This is a genomic window from Candidatus Pantoea deserta (assembly GCF_003813865.1).
Lineage (GTDB): Bacteria > Pseudomonadota > Gammaproteobacteria > Enterobacterales > Enterobacteriaceae > Pantoea > Pantoea deserta.
On the sequence record NZ_RMVG01000033.1, the window covers coordinates 1 to 17,574 of the forward strand.

The following is a 17,574-nucleotide window of genomic DNA, read 5'->3' on the forward strand; positions in this document are numbered from 1 at the left end:
ATGTTATTATCATCTAAAGACTACATAAGAAACAGCGGGGTACCCAAGGGCTGGCGTTTATATCTTCTATCAAAGCATAAATGGAGTGTGGCAAGCTTAATTACTGGCAACGCTCTAATGAATGATTATCAGGCGATGTGGCATATTTTAAAAAAATCTAGAAATGATGCAGTCGCTTCCGTAATCATACCGAATACAATGCGGCAAATTTTAGAATATTATTTTAGCTTTTCTGGAAAGTATTTATCTTTTAACTCTGCTTTGGAGCGACTTTCACATGATAAAAGTGAGCCGGGCTTTAAGGCTTTTGCCCGATACGTAAATCGCCATTCTCATGCAGATGCTCGAAATATTAAATTATTAGAAACAGCTTCTGTTGCTCTTTATCTTGAGTGGTTTGAAAAAATATTTTCAACTGTAGACGCGGAACACTATCATTTGATGATGCACGAAGATCAACAACTCTAATCAAAAAAGGTTGCCACCTCCTCCAGGGTTATACATCAGCGGTTTGGCAGGGAGCGCATATGCATGCAAACGTGCTCCCAACGGCCGAATCGAAAACGCATATACTGGCGAACCAGAACAGTTTTCAGTTTCATACCTTGGACCTCCTGATACCGGCGAGCCGCCGGCAAGCCCCATACACCTAGTACGTGCATGACTAACGCGCAGGAGCAGGACCCGGAAGGAAGTGGCCAATATAATATACCGGATACGTCAGTGAATCTCAAATTGTCACATAGATTAAAATGGCTCTTAGTAAATTCATTTTGATGGGGTTTGCGATATGCTCCCCTAACCCATATTTCTTTTGAAATGTAAACACAAAAAACACACTAAAATTACATTTCAGCTTCATTGACCATTTAAAGTCAACCAAAAAACAACATGAAATCTTTAATTAGTTTTAAAATATTATTTAAAATTATAATTTTAGTTAGAAACATTGATTTGATCATTCTCATTGCAAATGTAAAAAAATTACACTTTGATTGTATTCTTACAAAACTAACCAAGGAGCAGCAAGAAATGGCAATCCCATCATACCTGTGGCTTAAAGACGACGGTGGCTCAGAAATAAAAGGTTCGGTTGATGTTATCAATCGAGAAGGAACTATTGAAGTAACGGGTTTTTCCCATAACCTGAGGCTCCCAACCAGTCCCCTAACTGGCAAGCCAACAGGGAAAAGGAAACACGGCCCTGTCATTTTCCAAAAAGAATTTGATTGTTCCTCTCCATATCTTTACAAAGCTGTAGCGACAGGCCAATCCTTAAAGGAAGCGGAATTTAAATGGTATAAAATAGATCATTACGGGCAGGAAGAAGAGTACTTCAATATTATTTTAGAAAACGTAAAAATTGTCGGAATCTCTCCAATAATGCATGATACAAAAGACCCAGAAAAAGAGAGGCATAATCATCTGGAATGTATAGAAATGGCTTATGAGAAAATTACCTGGAAACATTGCGATGGAAATATTATTTTTTCTGATAGCTGGGATGAGAGACCTTGATGAATGAGACGTCCAATATTAGCAGCTTCTCCGCATTCGCCTTATGATGTTGTATCCTTTGCTCCGCCTGGCGTTTCAATTATAAATAATATGATGATGGCACGTTTGCATAGAGGACCTTCAGCACTGACTTATGTATGGTTTTATTTCCAGGTTAGAGGACATGGTCCTTGGGATTATAAAAATCAAAATGGTAGACAATATGCCAATTTTGGCAATTTCAATTATGGCGCTACTGGTCATGCTGCTGGGATTACAGATGCCGTATTACTACGAGGAGCTGGTTGGGCTCAAAGTCGTGCAGGTACTAGCAGACCTGAATATGGCGACTGGTATGGCGCTAGTCCATTTGGCGATGACCCAGATGATCAATACTGGATAAAAGCGGGCATTGAATATGCGAAACGCGCTGGTTTTTAATAAAAAGTATGTAGCACTAGCGATGCTGATAATGCTTCTGATATTTACTCTATACCAGATAGCTAAATTCTCCCCTCTTCAGCAAAAAATCTATAGAAAAGTAAGCATTAATTCCCTTGCCAGTCTTTACATCACTGAAGCGAATGCAGGCGCCACCACGGATTTTTCATACCGCTATTATCTGTTTGATGCGAGTAAAAGTGAGGAAGATTTTACGGCTAGCCTGACCGCGAATAGCCAGCCGTTTTTGATAACGTCTGACCCTGATGCATTCCAGAAGGTCGAAAACCACGCTCTCTGTATGTCTGTTAAAGGAGAGATTTTTGCTTTTCGCAACTTCGCTGTTTACACGGTCAACGGCGCTCTGTTTTCTGTTCCTGTTTACCTTACCTCTGCGCCGTACCAGTAAAACAACTCGGGCGGACTCCGCCGCCCTTACCTCACGCCTTCGGGAAGATCCACAGGTGGTTTTCCGGCAGCGCCAGATAACAGTGCTGCGGGTCGCGCACCTCATTGCCATAGGCGCGGATAGCAAAATCATCCCCTGCGGTGCGGAAGAGATATTCCCAGCGATCGCCAAGATACATGCTGGTAACCAGCGGCAGCTCCAGCTGGTTTTCGCCCGGTCCCTCTGCCAGCCGCACGCGCTCCACGCGGATCACCGCCGTGGCCTCCTGGCCCTGTTGCACGCCCTCGCCTGCCATGCCCCACAGCGCCCAGCCTTTGCCCTCAATGCGTGCTTTTCCGTCGCGCAGCTCGGTGATTTTGCCGTGCAGCCGGTTATTGCTGCCCATAAACTCAGCGGTAAACAGCGTTTTAGGCGATCCGTACATCTCCTGCGGCGTGCCCTGCTGCTCAATCTTGCCGTTATTCAACAGCAGGATACGATCGGAAATCGCCATCGCCTCATTCTGGTCATGGGTCACCATCAGCGCCGACAGGCCCAGCTTAATGATCAGCTCGCGCAAAAACACGCGCGCCTCTTCACGCAGCTTAGCGTCGAGGTTCGACAGCGGTTCATCCAGCAGAATAACGGGCGGGTTGTAGACCAGCGCGCGACCAATGGCGACGCGCTGCTGCTGCCCGCCGGAAAGCTGATGCGGATGACGCTTGCCCAGATGGCCCAGCCCCAGCTGATTCAGCACGTCCTGAACCCGCTGATTGATTTCTGCGGCAGCGACCTTACGCAGCTTCAGCGGATAAGCCACATTTTCAAAAACCGTTTTATGCGGCCAGAGCGCGTATGACTGAAATACCAGCCCCAGATTACGCTCCTCCGCCGGGATCTCGCTGCGCGGCGTACCGGCGTACACCTGATTTTTGCCGATGACGATTGTGCCCTGCGACGGCTTTTCCAGTCCGGCGACGGCGCGCAGCAGCGTGGTTTTACCGCTGCCGGAAGGCCCAAGCAGTGAAACCACTTCGCCGCGCTGCAAATTCATGGAGACGCCTTTCAGCACCGGGTTGTCGCCATAGGTTAAATGCAGGTTTTCCACGGTTAACTCAATCATGTAATTTCACTCCAAATCGCAGGGCAATACCCAGACCCACCACCACCAGCAGGATGTTAATAAAGGAGAGCGCGGCAACAATATCAATGGAACCCGCCGCCCACAGGGAAACCAGCATTGAACCGATGGTTTCCGTACCGGGTGAGAGCAAATACACCCCCGTGGAGTATTCACGTTCGAAAATCAGGAACATCAGCAGCCAGGAGCCAATCAGGCCGTAGCGCGAGAGGGGAATGGTGACGTGACGCGTAATCTGTCCGCGCGTGGCGCCGGTGCTGCGCGCCGCCTCTTCCAGTTCCGGTCCTACCTGAAGCAGCGTAGAGGAGATCAACCTCAGCCCATAGGCCATCCACACCACGGTATAGGCCAGCCAGACGCTGAAGATGGTGCTGCGCAGCGATCGCAACCAGACGACCAGGTTCTCGCGCATCCACTGCGACCAGGTGAAATCGGCCAGCCAGCCTGATTTAAGCGAGTTATCCAGCCACAGCGGCAGAAACAGAAAGACCCAGAGGAAAGCCAGCCCCGCCAGCAGCCCCGGCACGGCGCGCGGCACCAGCACGCTGTAGTCGAGGAAGCGCGTGGTGTTGTCCGGTTTACGGTGCATGGCGATGCCGATAAACAGGTAGCAGCCCACCGCTAACGCGCCGCCGATAACCCCGATCGCCATCGAGTTGACGATAGCGCGCAGCAGGTTCGGCTGCGCCCAGATGGCCTGAAAGGTCTTAATCGACAGCTCATCCCAGATGGAAACGCCGACGCCCCAGTTAGAGATAAAAGCGCGCAGCACCACGCCCAGCAAGGGCACGCCAATGGTGACGGTCAGCCAGAACGCCACCACTGCGCCGGCGACCCAGCGCCATTTCCCCAGCGGCAGGGCGCGCGACTGGGAGGCTTTGCCCTTCAGGGTGACGAAGCGGTTGGCGGTGCGCATCAGGCGGCGTTGCAGCATCACCAGCGGAATAGTGATACAAATCAGCACCACGGCCACCGCAGCCATCAGATGATAAGAGGGCGTACCGAGCTTGTTGGTCAGCTGATAGAGGTAGGTCGCCAGCACCATATTGCCTTCGGGATCGCCCAGCACCAGCATCAGGCCAAATACCTCCAGCCCAAGAAAAAACAGCAGCACAACGGCATACAAAATCGAGGGGCGAACCATCGGCAGACTGACCGCCGTCATCACCTGCAACGGCGATGCCCCGGCGATACGCGCCGCCTCTTCCACGTCCGATCCCACGCTGCGCAGGGCGGAGGAAATATAGAGATAGGCGTGTGGAACGTGGGTCAGACCGGCAATCACCACAATGCTCGACATGTCGTAGATATTCCACGGCACAAAGCCAAGCAGGGACTGCGCCCACAGCGATAAGAAGCCGACCGGCCCGGCGGACACCACATAGCCAAAGCCCAGCACCATCGGCGAGACAAAAATAGGCACCAGGATCAGCGGCTCAATGATGCGTCTCCCCGGCAGATCGGTACGCACCATCAGGAACGCCAGAATACCACCCAGCGGAATCGCAATAATGACCAGGCCAAAGGCCAGAATAAACCCGCTTCTCAGCGCCTTGTAGAAATCAGGGTCGGTAAAAATAAATTCAAACGACTCCAGGCTCCACACTTTTGACGGCACAAAGAATGGCGCGGATAAGAAACTCTGTATGACAATAAACGACAGCGGCACATAGATAACCAGTGCGGTTAACAGCACCACAACGCCGCGCGGCAGGCTTTGCCACTTTCTGCGCAATGCACTCATAGTGAAATCCTGAATGGCGAAATCAGACGAGAGAAAAAGAAGCGCGGCGCAGCAGGCCGCGCTTCGATACGGCCGCTATTTACCGACGGCTGCGCGCCACTGTTTGATGTAGTCCAGACGTTTTTTCGGTTGCAGATACTCCAGCAGGCTTTCATCCACCGGAATAGGCTTCAGCGCATTGCCGAGCATTTTGGTCAGGCCATCAATATCGTTTTTGCCTTCGATGTCATTGCGCAGGGAGGGAATATCGGCCTGACTGGCCAGAATGCTCTGCCCTTTCTCCGACAGAACATAGTCCAGCCACAGTTTCGCCGCATGGCTGTTCTGCGCCTGCTGACTGATAAACGAGACGCGCGACAGCACCAGCGTGTAGTCCTTCGGATAAGCGATGCCCAGCGAAGGATCGGTTTTGGCGCGGGCTTCGGCGTAGGAGCCAAGAATGTTGAAGCCGATCAGGTTTTCGCCGGAGGACACCCTTTCCATCATGGTGCCGGTCGAGGACTGCACCGCCAGACCGCCTTTCGCCACGTCCGCCAGGGTTTTGAAATAGTTAGCGTCGGCTTTGGAATCCTGCACCGAGAGCATAAAGCCCAGACCCGATTTCTCAATATCGTAGGTGGTGACCTTGCTTTTGAATTTGTCGGTCTGGCTGGCGATCAGTTTCGCCAGCGCAGCATGCGAATCGGGCGCCTCAGCGGCAGGGATCAGCCGCTTGTTATAGATGATTACCACCGGCTCATAGGTGGTGCCGTAGGCTTTGTTTTTCCACACCGCCCATTTGGGTAGCTGCCCCAGTTCTGGCGAAGCATATTCCATCGCGTAGTCGGTCGCCAGCTTCAGGCCGGTGTCCATAGAGGAGCTCCAGACCACATCGCCGCTGGTGCCGCCAGAGGCCTGCTCGCTGATAAAACGGTTATACAGCTCGGTGCTGTTCATATCGTTATATTCAACTTTGATGCCGGGATAGGCGGTTTCAAAGCCTTTGATGAGCGGCCCGGCGGCTTTGGTGTCGGTGGTAGAGTAGATCACCACTTTGCCCTCTTTCGTCGCGGCATCGATAACGCCTTGATAGTCCGCAGGATACCCCTGCGGCAATGCGGAGAAGGCTGAGCAAGAGATAAATACGGTCGCGGCGACCAGAGACAGAGGTGTGAAGTTCGACATTATAATTAACCTTTTAGTTACACTTTATGAACTAAAGGTCAACATAGCCCAATGGATACGCCAGACAAGAGGTCACGGATTGTTATCTTCGCGAAGTGTGATTATTGGCGGTTTTTTGGCAATTAACTCCATTAAAACCACGCTGGGCTGATACCGCCTGTTTGCTTTCGATCACACTATTTTGCGTCGGCAACTTTGCGATAGAGTCGCCGGGGATGACCGATATTGCCATACTGCATCTCAACGGCGAGGAAGCCGATCTCGACGCAATACTCCAGATAACGGCGGCCTGTGGTTTTGCTGATCCCTGCGCTTTCTACCACCTGTTCCACCGACCAGCTGCGGTCAGGCGCCGCGCTAAAAAACGCTTTTACCCGCGTCAGGGTCAGCGACTCAATGCCTTTGGTCGAGGGCGCTGTCGGCGCGTCGCTGGCGGGCAGGTTAAACAGCTTATCCAGCGCCTGCTGGTCCATATTGGGCATATGGCGCATCGTCTGCACCAGCAACATAAAACGCTCCAGCGAGGCGCGCAGGCGGTGAAAAAACACCGGTTTGATCAGGTAGTCCAGCGCGCCGCTGCGCATCGCGTGGCTACAGGTTTGCATGTCGCTGGCGGCGGTAATAAAAATCACCGAGCACTCAAAACGCTTCAGCAGCGGATCGTCGATCAGCGTAACGCCCTGCCCGTCCGGCAAATAGTTATCCAGCAACACCAGCCGGGGCTGATGCCGTTCTATCAGCTCGCGCGCCTGCTCCAGGGTGGCGGCAATGCCTGCCACGCGCAGATGAAAATGTTGCTCAATAAAATCACGATGCAAACCGGCAAGATGCGGCTCATCTTCAACAATGACGACATTCAGTGGCTTAACGCTGTTCATGAAAGATTCCTGTCGACGCGGCGGGCTGAAGCGGAATAAAAACCGAGAAGATAGCGCCCTGCGGCGAATTATTGTCGATCTCAATGCTGCCGCCCGCCTCGCGAACATACCCCGCAGCCAGATAGAGACCAATACCGTGCTCTGAACCCAGCACCTCATCGTCGCCGGAGGGCTTGCTGGTTATCCCCTGCTCAAACAGGTGGGGTCTCAGGCTTTCGTCCACGCCGCAGCCCCGATCGGCCACCTCGATTAGCAGCTCCTGATTGCGATCGGAAATATACAGCTCAACGGGCAAGGCGGGCCGACCGGCGTTAAGGGTGGCATCCACGGCGTTGTCCAGCAGATTTCCCACCACCGACATCAGGGCGGTTTCGCTAATCGTCGCCGGAATGCGCGTCAGCTGGCAGGCCGGATCGAATGTCAGCTCAACGCCTTTTTCCCGCGCGCTGACATATTTCCCCAGCAGCAGGCCGCATAGCGCGGGCGAAGTAAAACGCGCCGAGACAAAGTCCAGCACCTGCTGCGCGCCAGCGGACTGCACCTGAATATAGCGCATCGCATCCTCGTAGCGCTGCATCTGTAACAGGCCCACCAGCGTGGCGGTCCAGTTGAGCTGTTCATGGCGCATGATGCGCAAATTATCAGCATAGCGTTTTACCTGGCTTAGCTGGCTGCTCAGGGTGTTGATGTCGTTTTTATCGCGAAAACTGCACACCCAGCCGCCCGGCTCGCCGGGTTCAAGTTCAATCGCCACCCGGTTGATAATGACCTGGCGCTGATTCAGCACGGTGATGTGGTCGTGATGGCGCGTCTTTTCCTGTGCATCAGTCTGGCTTAAAAACGCGGGATGGATCTGCATAACCTCATGCAGCGGCTTGCCCGACAGTTCGCTTTCGCTCTGCTCAATGCCCAGCAGCTCTCTGGCAGCGCGGTTGATGAGGATCAGCTGCCGCTCGGCGTTAACCGCAAAGACGCCTTCATACATCGCCTCCAGCAGCGCCTTTTGTTGCAGCACCAGCAGCGCGATGTCTTTCGGCTCCAGCCAGAACATCTGTTTCTTAAGGTTACGGCTAAACATCCATGAAAAAATAAACAGCAGCAGCAGCAGCGCCAGACCGTACAGGCTCGCCTGCCACAGCAGGCTGATATTGATATTGGCAATATAGGAAGTGAGATAACCCACTGAAACAATGCCGATAACCTGATGCTGCGCATTAAAAATGGGCGCTTTGCTGCGCAGGGAAACGCCAATTCCGCCTTTACGCACCGAAATAATGGTTTTTCCCTGCAACACTTCGGCATTGTCGCCGCCAATCAGCGGTAAATTCAGGCGCTCAGGCGACTCAGAATGATAGAGGTGCCGCTCATCTGCATCGCCGATAACAATATAGCTGGCGTCGCTTTCAGCGCGCAGAGGCTGGATCAGCCTGGCGATCCCCGCCGTATCCCGGCGCGCCACCCGCTCCGCCAGCCCTGGCATCAGCGCAATTTCGCTGGCCTGCACGCGCGCGCGCTGCCCCAGATCGTGATGCAGTTGCCGGTCGATAAAATGAAACAGAATCGCGCCCAGCAGCGTCAGCAGCAGGCAGGAAAACAGCACCAGAGAGAGAAAGAGTTTTACCTGAAAAGGGAGTCTGCGTGTCATACGACCTGTCGTTCAGAGCAGCGGGAGCGAAGCATACAGGCAGACTAGCACGCGCCAGGAGAGGCGATGATCGGCTAAGTTCAGAGTTGTGAACTGGCTACAAACCTCAGCGCTGCGCTGCTTCGCTGCGGCTGCGCTGTCAGAAACGGGAAGAGGATCGCAATTACGCAATCCGGCTACGTCACGGGATCGCCGTAGCCGGACTGCGCGCTTTCCGATGGCTTATTTCGCCATCAGCTCGCGTCGCACAATCTCAGCGCCTGCGCTTAATGCTTCCAGCTTGCCTCTCGCCACGTGGCGAGGCAGCGGGATCATACCGCAGTTGGTGCAGGGATAGAGCTTGTCGGCATCGACAAACTGAAGCGCTTTTCGTAGCGTACTGGCGACCTCTTCGGGGGTCTCAACGGTATGGGTTGCCACGTCAATGGCGCCAACCATCACTTTTTTGCCACGGATGAGTTCAATCAAATCCATGGGCACGCGCGAGTTCTGACACTCCAGCGAAACAATATCGATATTCGACTTTTGCAGTTTAGGGAAAATCTCTTCATATTGCCGCCACTCCGACCCCAGCGTCTTTTTCCAGTCGGTATTGGCTTTGATGCCGTAACCGTAGCAAATATGCACGGCCGTTTCACATTTAAGCCCTTCGATGGCTCTTTCCAGCGTGGCGATTCCCCAGTCGTTTACCTCATCGAAAAACACGTTAAATGCCGGCTCATCGAACTGAATAATATCGACGCCCGCCGCCTCCAGCTCTTTAGCCTCCTCATTGAGGATTTTGGCAAATTCCCAGGCTAACTTTTCGCGGCTTTTATAGTGGCTGTCATAGAGCGTATCGATCATCGTCATCGGCCCAGGCAGCGCCCACTTAATCGGCTGGCTGGTCTGCTGACGTAAAAATTTCGCATCCTCCACAAAAACCGGCTTCGGGCGGCTCACAGCGCCGACCACGGTCGGAACGCTTGCCTCATAGCGGTCGCGAATTTTCACCACTTCGCGCTTTTCAAAGTCAACGCCGCTGAGGTGCTCGATAAAGGTGGTGACAAAATGCTGGCGCGTCTGCTCGCCGTCGCTGACGATGTCGATGCCAGCCTTTAGCTGGTCGTCAAGGCACAAACGCAGCGCATCTTTTTTACCGTCGATCAGTTCCTGATCCTGTAATTTCCAGGGTGACCAGAGCACCTCAGGTTGGGCAAGCCAGGAAGGTTTCGGCAAGCTACCCGCGGTCGACGTAGGTAATAACTTTTTCATAAAAGATGACCTTATATTTTGTTAATCAAAGAGCGGAATCAGCAGCCCAACGCTCAAGAATATGTTTATAGGGTTTAATAAAGTTCTCTGCGGTGAACTTGCCCTGCTCAACGGCTAACTGGCTACGCTCTACTCGATCATAAACAATGCGCGTTAAAGAATAATCCTGATGATTCAGGTCTGGTCGATAGCATTGACCCGCCGCGGCGTTGGCATTATATATTTCGGGCCGATAGATTTTCTGGAACGTCTCCATCGTACTGATGGTGCCGATCAGCTCAAGCTCCGTATAATCACTCAGCAGGTCGCCGGAATGGTAAAACGCCAGCGGCGCTACGCTGTTGGGCGGCATAAAATAGCGAACCTGCAAGCCCATTTTTGCGAAATAGCGATCGGTAAGAGAAGCGCTATCCTGCTGATACTCAACGCCCAGCACAGGGTGGCAGTTACCGGTTCGCTGATAAAGGTTTTTACTGGACACGCTCAGGCAAATAACCGGCTGCTTGCTGAAGTTATTTTTGTAGCTGTCTGAGGCGATAAAACTTTTAAAGATATTGCCGTGCAGGTTGCCGAAATTATCGGGAATGGTGAACTGCGGTTTTCCCTGATTATATTCTGACAGCAAGACGCTAAAGTCATAGTCCCGCACGTAAGAGGAAAAATTGTTGCCTACGATACCTTCGATGCGCTGATTTTTTTTCGCGTCGATGATATGCGTTTTCAGTATCTCGATAACCGGAAAGGCGCGGCTGCTGCCTTCGGCAGCAATGTTCATTTCCGCAGAGATGATTTCAATCTCGACCGCGTAGCGGTCGCCATTAGGATTATCCCAGTGCGCCAGGCTGTTGAAGCGGTTGTTAATCATAGCCAGGGTATTACGCAGATTCTCCTGACGTTTGTCACCCCTGGCTAAATTAGCAAAGTTGGTGGTGATTCGCGTGTTTTCGGAGGGGTTATAATCTTCGTCGAAGGAAACCCGTTTGATAGTGAAGGAAAAATCATTGTTCATCTTAATCTGGCACCCTAATCTCTGATATAAAACCTGACCCTGCTTTACGCCCTTCAGGACATCCCGGTTTCTGTTCGCTACGCTTTATATTATCGATGGTTATTAACATTCCTTACTTTATGCCTGATTCACTGGTTGCAGAAAAGTGATTTGATTTCATTAAACATGAAGCAAATTCATGATCGCTGTTGCACAGATGTTCATGTTGTGACGCAGGCGACGGCAGCGGCGCGCGCTGCCTGCCGCCGCCCCGTTCTCCTGTTGTCAGCGCGGCATCCGCTCGCACTGCCCGGTTTTATCATCCACACTTAGCCAAAGCCGTAGTCTGCGCGCGCATTGTGCTTTACACTGCGCGCTGTAAAAACTGAGTAGATTAACGATTAAACAGGCGGTAAAGGCGATGAACGGAACGATCACAACCTGGTTTCAGGACAAAGGTTTTGGATTTATCAAAGATGAAAATGGCGATAATCGCTATTTTCATGTGATCAAGGTCGCCAACCCTGAGCTGATCAAAAAAAATGCGGCGGTGACCTTTCAGCCCACCACCAATAACAAAGGGCTGTCAGCCTATGCGGTGAAGGTGGTGCCGGACAGCAAATATATCTTCATTGCGGGCGAACGCATCAAGCTCACCTCGATTAAATCTTTTCTGGTCTACAGCGAAGAAGTGCCTGTCGACGCCCCAATCGATAAAGAAAACACCGTACTCTCGGTGGGCGCGCTGCTGAACAATATCAGACCCAAAACAGCCGCACAGTCTGGCGAGATGCGCTCGCTGAAAAAACTGGCGATCACCACCTTCCACGGATCTACATTAATTTTTTCGGAAGATGAGATTGATATAGACGCCACGGTAAAACTGCTTAAGGTCTGAAGCGTCTCCCTCTTCCTGAAGCAGGCAGACAGGCATTAACCTGGAGATTATTGATGAAAGAAGAAATCGCACTTAAATATTATGACGTTGCGGATGAGTATGCGACGGAAGCCGTTGAGCCGGTCAGCGAAGCGGAGCGTGAACCGCTGGCGCGCTATTTCCAGCTGCTGATTACCCGCTTAATGAATAATGAAGAGATCAGCGAAGAAGCGCAGCAGGAGATGGCCGGAGAAGCCGGCATTGACCCGCAGCGTATTGATGAGATCGCCGAGTTTCTCAATCGCTGGGGCAATGAGTAACGGGCGCAAACTTCCTTACTTCTCGCCAGCCGCGCCGGTAAAGAGGGCGCGGTAGGCAAGATCTGTCGAGGTCTCAACGCCCTGACAGAGACGGCTTATGACTTCAGGCTGCCTGCCAGCGTCTTGCGCTGGTCTTCCAGGCTAATCACCCGGTTACAGACTTCCTTGCCGAAGTTTTTGAAGTCCTGCTCCTGATTGCTCCACTCCGCCTGAATCGACTGTTGCAGCCCGCCCAGATTGCCCATGATGGCCTGTAAGGGATTGCTGCCGCTCGCCTGTTTGCTGCCCATCTCATTCAGACTGTCCTGAAGCACGCCGCCCATGGTGCTCTGCACCAGACGTTCGCCGTCGGCGCGCACCTGATCAATCGCCTGATAATGAAAAGTCAGACCGTCATCGCGGTGTTCAATAATGCGGTTCATCTGCTGTTTCAGCTGGCCATTCAGCGTCGTCAGGCGATTGCGCACGTTGCTGTCAGCGCCGAGCTTTTCAACGATTACCTTATCCAGCGCGACGCGCCCTTTCTCCAGACGAGACGAGGCGCCGGTATCGATCCACGGCAGATCGCGACGCAGCGCGTTCTGATAGTCGATCGCCTGCTGACGCTGCGCATTGTTTACCGCCACCTTCTGGCCGTTAAACTGCACGTCGCCCTGCGGAGAGATCACCAGGTTGCCGTTTGCGCCGACCACCTGCACGCTTTGCGGCTTAATGACCACATCATCCTGCGGTTTCACGCTGCACTCCCAGGCAGCCTGCGCCTGCGTCGCTGCCAGCAGCAGCGCGGCGATAAGCGTTTTACGAACCATAATCTCTCCCAACAAAACATATTCCGTGTGATCGCCCTTCCCGCGTAAGGGTCAGGCAACGGCCAGCGCACAGCCTCCGGATCGTACTGGCGTACGTGAGGAAGACGAGCACTGCCCGGCGTCAAAAGCGCAGGTAAGCCAGCCTGAAGCGGGCTTAACGCCTGGTAAAAATATTAGTCCCACCAGACATCGAAAAGTTCGGTAACCTGCACATCGCTCAGCTGACGATCTTCCAGCCACTTACGCACCAGCTCGCGATGCTCGTCGGTGCACTTGCCGGTCTGTTGCAGGCAAACCAGGCCTTCCCATACCAGATAGCCGCTACCGTCGTAGGCCAGTCCGTTTGGCGCAATCACCTCATTGATAAAATCATCGACGGTTTTATCAATCTCCTGCTCCGACGTGCCGTCGGCGAAACGCCAGGCAACGGAAAAGCCGAGTTCCTGAAACTCATCGATATGCAGTTTTTTACGTAAACGGCGGCTGCGTTGTGTGGCCATTATTTCATCCTCTCAAACATTAAGTCCCAAACACCGTGGCCCAGTCGCTGCCCGCGCTGCTCAAATTTGGTCAGGGGGCGCGTCTCCGGACGCGGCACGTAATCCTGTGTCTCCGACTGGTTTCGATAACCGTCGATGCTGCTCATGACCTCCAGCATATGTTCAGCGTAGGCTTCCCAGTCTGTGGCCATATGGAAAACCCCGCCCAGCTTCAGCTTGCGCATCACCAGCTCAGCAAAAGGCACCTGTACGATGCGGCGCTTGTTGTGGCGCGCTTTATGCCAGGGATCGGGGAAGAACAGCTGTACCATGCGCAGCGAATTATCGGGGATCATCTTCTCCAGCACCTCTACCGCGTCGTGACACATCACGCGCAGATTCTCCACGCCCGCCTCTTTCGCGGAGCCCAGACAGGCGCCGACGCCTGGCGCGTGCACTTCAATGCCGAGGAAGTTCTGCTGCGGGTTATTCTGCGCCATCGTCACCAGCGATGCGCCCATACCAAAGCCGATCTCCAGCACCACCGGCGCATCGCGGCCAAACAACTGCGTCAGGTCCAGCGGCTCCGGTTGAAACTCTACGCCCATCTCCGGCCAGTATTGATCGAGCGCCAGCTGCTGCCCTTTGGTCAGACGCCCCTGGCGGCGCACAAAACTGCGAATACGGCGCAATGGCCGCCCGTTCTCATCAAATTCCGGAGTGATGACGTCATTAATCATGTTGTAGCCTGCTGAGTAGCCTGTTTGGGGAAAGGCGCATTATGCAAAGTTAATTAGCAGAAGCAAGCCCTTGCAATCTTCAGGTTTACACCGGGGCTGCGCCTGTGCTGGAATGCCTGCCTGAGTGTAGAGTAATCACGGAAAATTTCCTTCTTATGATGCAAGCGCCGCAGTTCGCGCAACAGGTGCTGGCGTGGTATCAGCGCTTTGGCCGCAAGACCCTGCCGTGGCAGCTGGAGAAAACGCCTTACAAGGTGTGGCTCTCCGAAGTGATGCTGCAACAGACCCAGGTTGCCACCGTTATCCCCTATTTCGAGCGCTTTATGGCGCGCTTCCCCACCGTGGCCGATCTGGCCGCCGCGCCGCTGGACGAAGTGCTGCACCTGTGGACCGGGCTGGGCTATTACGCCCGCGCGCGCAATCTGCATAAAGCCGCGAAACAGATCGTAGAGCAGCATCAGGGCGAGTTCCCGCGCCGTTTTGATGAAGTCACGGCGCTGCCCGGCGTCGGACGCTCCACCGCCGGGGCGATCCTGTCGCTCTCACTTGGCCAGCACTTCCCTATTCTCGACGGCAACGTGAAACGCGTGCTGGCGCGCTGTTATGCGGTTGCCGGCTGGCCGGGCAAGAAAGAGGTCGAAAAGCGGCTGTGGCAGATCAGCGAAGAGGTGACGCCAGCGGAAGGGGTGAGTCAGTTTAACCAGGCGATGATGGATCTCGGCGCGCTGGTCTGCACCCGCTCCAGGCCGAAGTGCGACATCTGCCCGCTAAACAGCGGCTGCGTCGCCTTTGCCAACGGCAGCCAGGCGAGCTATCCCGGTAAAAAGCCAAAGCAGGTGTTGCCAGAGCGCAGCGGCTGGTTTTTGCTGTTGCAGGATGGCGACGACGTCTGGCTGGAGCAGCGTCCGCCGGTAGGGCTATGGGGCGGGCTGTTCTGCTTTCCGCAGTTCGCCACGGAAGAGGCGCTGCACGACTGGCTGCATGCGCGCGGCATTAATGCCAGGCCGCAGCCATTGACCGCCTTTCGTCATACCTTCAGCCATTTCCACCTGGACGTAGTGCCAATGTGGCTTTCATGGTCATCTGTCGGGGCGGCAATGGATGAACCAGGCGGTCTCTGGTATAACTTAGCCCAGCCGCCGTCAGTGGGGCTGGCGGCACCGGTTGAGCGGCTGTTGCACGAGCTGCGTCATCCACAACAGCTGGCCCTGCACCGGCATGAGATTGAAGAGGAAAAGTAATGAGCCGCACAATTTTTTGCACCTTCCTGCAACGTGACGCTGAAGGTCAGGATTTCCAGCTTTACCCGGGCGAACTGGGCAAGCGCATCTACAATGAAATCTCTAAAGAAGCCTGGCAGAAGTGGATGGCCAAACAGACCATGTTGATCAACGAGAAGAAGCTCAACATGATGAATCCGGAAGACCGCAAGGTGCTGGAGAAGGAGATGGTGAATTTCCTGTTTGAAGGCAAAGAGGTCCATATCGAAGGCTATACGCCGCCAGAAGCATAAACTTTAGGGCCTCAGCGTTGAGGCCCCTCTCTTTTCCGGGTCAGGCACGCATTTACAATGAATAAGAAATTACTCGCACTGCTGGTGATCGCTCCCCTTTTGATCTCCTGCTCAGGAAAGAAGTCTTCGCAGTATCACGAAGAGTGGGTCAAGGACACCAACGGCTTCGACATTTTAATGGGTCAGTTTGCGCATAATATTGAGAATATCTGGGGTATCAATGAGGTTCTGATTGCCGGACCTAAAGATTACGTCAAATACAGCGACAACTATTACACCCGCAGCCATATCAACTTCGAAAGCGGTAACATTACCGTCGAGACCATTTCTGGTACCGATCCGATGGCCAGCCTGCGCCAGGCGATCGTGACCACGCTGCTGATCGGCGACGATCCGGGCAATGTCGATCTCTACTCCGATGCCAATGACATCGTGATCAGCAAAGAGCCGCTGCTCTATGGTCAGGTGCTGGATAACACCGGTCAGCCGATCCGCTGGCAGGGGCGCGCCGGCAACTTCGCCGATTACCTGCTGCAAAACAAACTCCAGCGCCGTGTTTCCGGCCTGCATGTGATCTACTCGGTCACCATTCCGATGGTGCCCAACCACCTCGACAAGCGTGCGCACAAGTATCTGCCGATGGTGCGTAAAGCGGCCGAGCAGTATGGCGTGGACGCGTCGCTGATTCTGGCGATTATGCAGACCGAATCGAGCTTCAACCCCTATGCGGTCAGTCATTCTGACGCGCTGGGCCTGATGCAGGTGGTGCAGCATACCGCGGGCGTCGACGTGTTCCGCATGAAGGGCAAATGGGGCAAGCCGAGCCGCAGCTATCTGCTCGATCCAGAGAATAATATCGATGCCGGAACGGCGTATCTGTCGCTGTTGCAGAAGAGCTACCTGGGCGGGATTCAGGATCCGCTGTCGCGCCGCTATGCGGTGATTACCGCCTATAACGGCGGTGCGGGCAGCGTATTGCGCGTCTTCTCCAGCGATAAGGATCGCGCCTTCAATACTATTAACAGCATGTCGCCGAGTCAGGTGTACAACACCCTGACGACGCAGCACCCGTCGGCGGAGTCGCGCCGTTATCTGTATAAGGTGAGCACGGCGCAGCGCAGTTATCATCGGTATTGATGGCGCGAGCGGGGGCGCTCGCAAACGCGGCGGCGTTTGATGCGCGAAAGGTGCGGGGTTGCGGCCCCGCATGCCAGAGGATTTGCCTGCTGCGCAGGCGGCTCTGAGCGGGTTCCGCTTTTTACCTGCTGCGCAGGTGACTCTGAGCGGGTTCCGCTTTTTTGCCTGCGCAGCAGGTGACTCTGAGCGGGTTCCGCCCGCCAGGCGTCAGGGAGTTTCAGCAGCTGCGCTGCCGGCGTGCGTGTTAAGGGGCTGGCCAGCCCCTTAACAATCCCGGCTTCCGACAGCCTCCACGCCGCGCTCCGCGCGGTCCCTTCGTTGCTTACGTCGGCCCCACGGACCGCGCGGATTCGACATCCTGTCTCATGCCGCGCTCTCGCCGACGTCCTGTCGGCTCGTCCTGGCCGCCGTGCGCGCCTCAGCGTGTCGGATGCCTCTTACACTGCCCCGCCTGTAAACCCTCTGTCTTTTATTAGCGACTGTATGGTCTGAATGATGGTTCACGCTTGCAGCAATAAAGCTGTGCCTTTAAGAGACAGGGCGTGCCGCGGGGGTTTTG

19 protein-coding genes are annotated in these 17,574 nt (G+C 54.0%); 9 read left to right on the forward strand and 10 right to left on the reverse strand.

Features of this window, described 5'->3' with window-relative positions; translation table 11 throughout:
- The 4 genes from BBB56_RS22580 to BBB56_RS22595 all read left to right on the forward strand — a co-directional run.
- A partial coding sequence (locus tag BBB56_RS22580; protein ID WP_148085450.1) for an AAA family ATPase occupies positions 1-468 on the forward strand: 468 nt, incomplete at its 5' end.
- 564 nt (positions 469-1,032) lie between these two features.
- On the forward strand, positions 1,033-1,518 hold the full coding sequence (locus tag BBB56_RS22585) for an Hcp family type VI secretion system effector (RefSeq protein ID WP_123803155.1): 486 nt from the start codon (positions 1,033-1,035) through the stop codon (positions 1,516-1,518).
- Between the two features lie 3 nt (positions 1,519-1,521).
- Positions 1,522-1,938 (forward strand): polymorphic toxin type 44 domain-containing protein, encoded by a 417-nt coding sequence (locus tag BBB56_RS22590; protein ID WP_123803139.1) that lies wholly within the window; start codon positions 1,522-1,524, stop codon positions 1,936-1,938.
- Positions 1,916-2,347, forward strand: coding sequence for a hypothetical protein (locus BBB56_RS22595; protein ID WP_123803140.1), 432 nt, complete (start codon positions 1,916-1,918; stop codon positions 2,345-2,347). Before BBB56_RS22590 ends, BBB56_RS22595 begins: the two co-directional genes overlap by 23 nt.
- A gap of 31 nt (positions 2,348-2,378) precedes the next feature.
- Here BBB56_RS22595 and BBB56_RS22600 read toward each other — a convergent pair whose 3' ends face one another.
- The 7 genes from BBB56_RS22600 to BBB56_RS22630 all read right to left on the reverse strand — a co-directional run bounded on the left by BBB56_RS22600 (position 2,379) and on the right by BBB56_RS22630 (position 11,161).
- Positions 2,379-3,449 carry an ABC transporter ATP-binding protein gene (locus BBB56_RS22600; RefSeq protein WP_123803141.1) on the reverse strand — a complete coding sequence of 357 codons (1,071 nt, stop codon included), beginning with the start codon at positions 3,447-3,449 and terminating at the stop codon, positions 2,379-2,381.
- Positions 3,442-5,211 carry an ABC transporter permease gene (locus BBB56_RS22605; protein ID WP_123803142.1) on the reverse strand — a complete coding sequence of 590 codons (1,770 nt, stop codon included), beginning with the start codon at positions 5,209-5,211 and terminating at the stop codon, positions 3,442-3,444. The genes BBB56_RS22600 and BBB56_RS22605 overlap by 8 nt, the downstream gene beginning before the upstream one ends.
- A 75-nt stretch (positions 5,212-5,286) precedes the next feature.
- Complete coding sequence (locus BBB56_RS22610) at positions 5,287-6,375, reverse strand: ABC transporter substrate-binding protein (RefSeq protein ID WP_123803143.1); 1,089 nt, start codon at positions 6,373-6,375, stop codon at positions 5,287-5,289.
- A gap of 176 nt (positions 6,376-6,551) precedes the next feature.
- Entirely contained in the window at positions 6,552-7,253 is a 702-nt protein-coding gene (locus BBB56_RS22615) for a response regulator (RefSeq protein ID WP_123803144.1), read from the reverse strand.
- On the reverse strand, positions 7,240-8,898 hold the full coding sequence (locus tag BBB56_RS22620) for an ATP-binding protein (protein WP_123803145.1): 1,659 nt from the start codon (positions 8,896-8,898) through the stop codon (positions 7,240-7,242). Before BBB56_RS22620 ends, BBB56_RS22615 begins: the two co-directional genes overlap by 14 nt.
- Before the next feature lie 222 nt (positions 8,899-9,120).
- Positions 9,121-10,152: a methionine synthase gene (locus BBB56_RS22625; RefSeq protein ID WP_123803146.1), complete on the reverse strand. Its 1,032-nt coding sequence runs from the start codon at positions 10,150-10,152 to the stop codon at positions 9,121-9,123.
- 25 nt (positions 10,153-10,177) lie between these two features.
- Positions 10,178-11,161 carry a DUF1852 domain-containing protein gene (locus BBB56_RS22630; protein WP_123803147.1) on the reverse strand — a complete coding sequence of 328 codons (984 nt, stop codon included), beginning with the start codon at positions 11,159-11,161 and terminating at the stop codon, positions 10,178-10,180.
- A 400-nt stretch (positions 11,162-11,561) separates the two neighbouring features.
- On the opposite strand from BBB56_RS22630, the gene BBB56_RS22635 reads away from it, so the two are divergent.
- Together BBB56_RS22635 and BBB56_RS22640 are read left to right on the forward strand one after the other, a co-directional pair.
- Positions 11,562-12,038, forward strand: a complete 477-nt coding sequence (locus BBB56_RS22635; protein ID WP_123803148.1) for a cold-shock protein — start codon at positions 11,562-11,564, stop codon at positions 12,036-12,038.
- 53 nt (positions 12,039-12,091) lie between these two features.
- A complete protein-coding gene (locus BBB56_RS22640) occupies positions 12,092-12,337 on the forward strand; it encodes a DUF2543 family protein (protein ID WP_123803149.1) in 246 nt (81 codons plus the stop codon).
- A gap of 95 nt (positions 12,338-12,432) precedes the next feature.
- Here the strand turns inward: BBB56_RS22640 and BBB56_RS22645 are convergent, their stop codons facing one another.
- The 3 genes from BBB56_RS22645 to trmB form a co-directional block, all read right to left on the reverse strand.
- The gene (locus BBB56_RS22645) at positions 12,433-13,146 is read right to left on the reverse strand and encodes a YggN family protein (protein ID WP_123803150.1); all 714 of its coding nucleotides are present in this window, start codon (positions 13,144-13,146) and stop codon (positions 12,433-12,435) included.
- 173 nt (positions 13,147-13,319) lie between these two features.
- Positions 13,320-13,646: a YggL family protein gene (locus tag BBB56_RS22650; RefSeq protein WP_123803151.1), complete on the reverse strand. Its 327-nt coding sequence runs from the start codon at positions 13,644-13,646 to the stop codon at positions 13,320-13,322.
- Positions 13,646-14,365, reverse strand: coding sequence for a tRNA (guanosine(46)-N7)-methyltransferase TrmB (trmB, locus tag BBB56_RS22655; protein ID WP_123803152.1), 720 nt, complete (start codon positions 14,363-14,365; stop codon positions 13,646-13,648). Before trmB ends, BBB56_RS22650 begins: the two co-directional genes overlap by 1 nt.
- Positions 14,366-14,520: 155 nt before the next feature.
- Between trmB and mutY the strand changes: the two genes are divergently transcribed.
- The 3 genes from mutY to mltC are packed head-to-tail and all read left to right on the forward strand — an operon-like array spanning position 14,521 to position 17,015.
- On the forward strand, positions 14,521-15,606 hold the full coding sequence (gene mutY, locus BBB56_RS22660; protein WP_123803153.1) for an A/G-specific adenine glycosylase: 1,086 nt from the start codon (positions 14,521-14,523) through the stop codon (positions 15,604-15,606).
- Entirely contained in the window at positions 15,606-15,878 is a 273-nt protein-coding gene (locus BBB56_RS22665) for an oxidative damage protection protein (RefSeq protein WP_033792153.1), read from the forward strand. The genes mutY and BBB56_RS22665 overlap by 1 nt, the downstream gene beginning before the upstream one ends.
- 57 nt (positions 15,879-15,935) lie before the next feature.
- Positions 15,936-17,015 carry a membrane-bound lytic murein transglycosylase MltC gene (gene mltC / locus BBB56_RS22670; RefSeq protein WP_123803154.1) on the forward strand — a complete coding sequence of 360 codons (1,080 nt, stop codon included), beginning with the start codon at positions 15,936-15,938 and terminating at the stop codon, positions 17,013-17,015.
- The last annotated feature ends 559 nt before the right edge of the window (positions 17,016-17,574 follow it).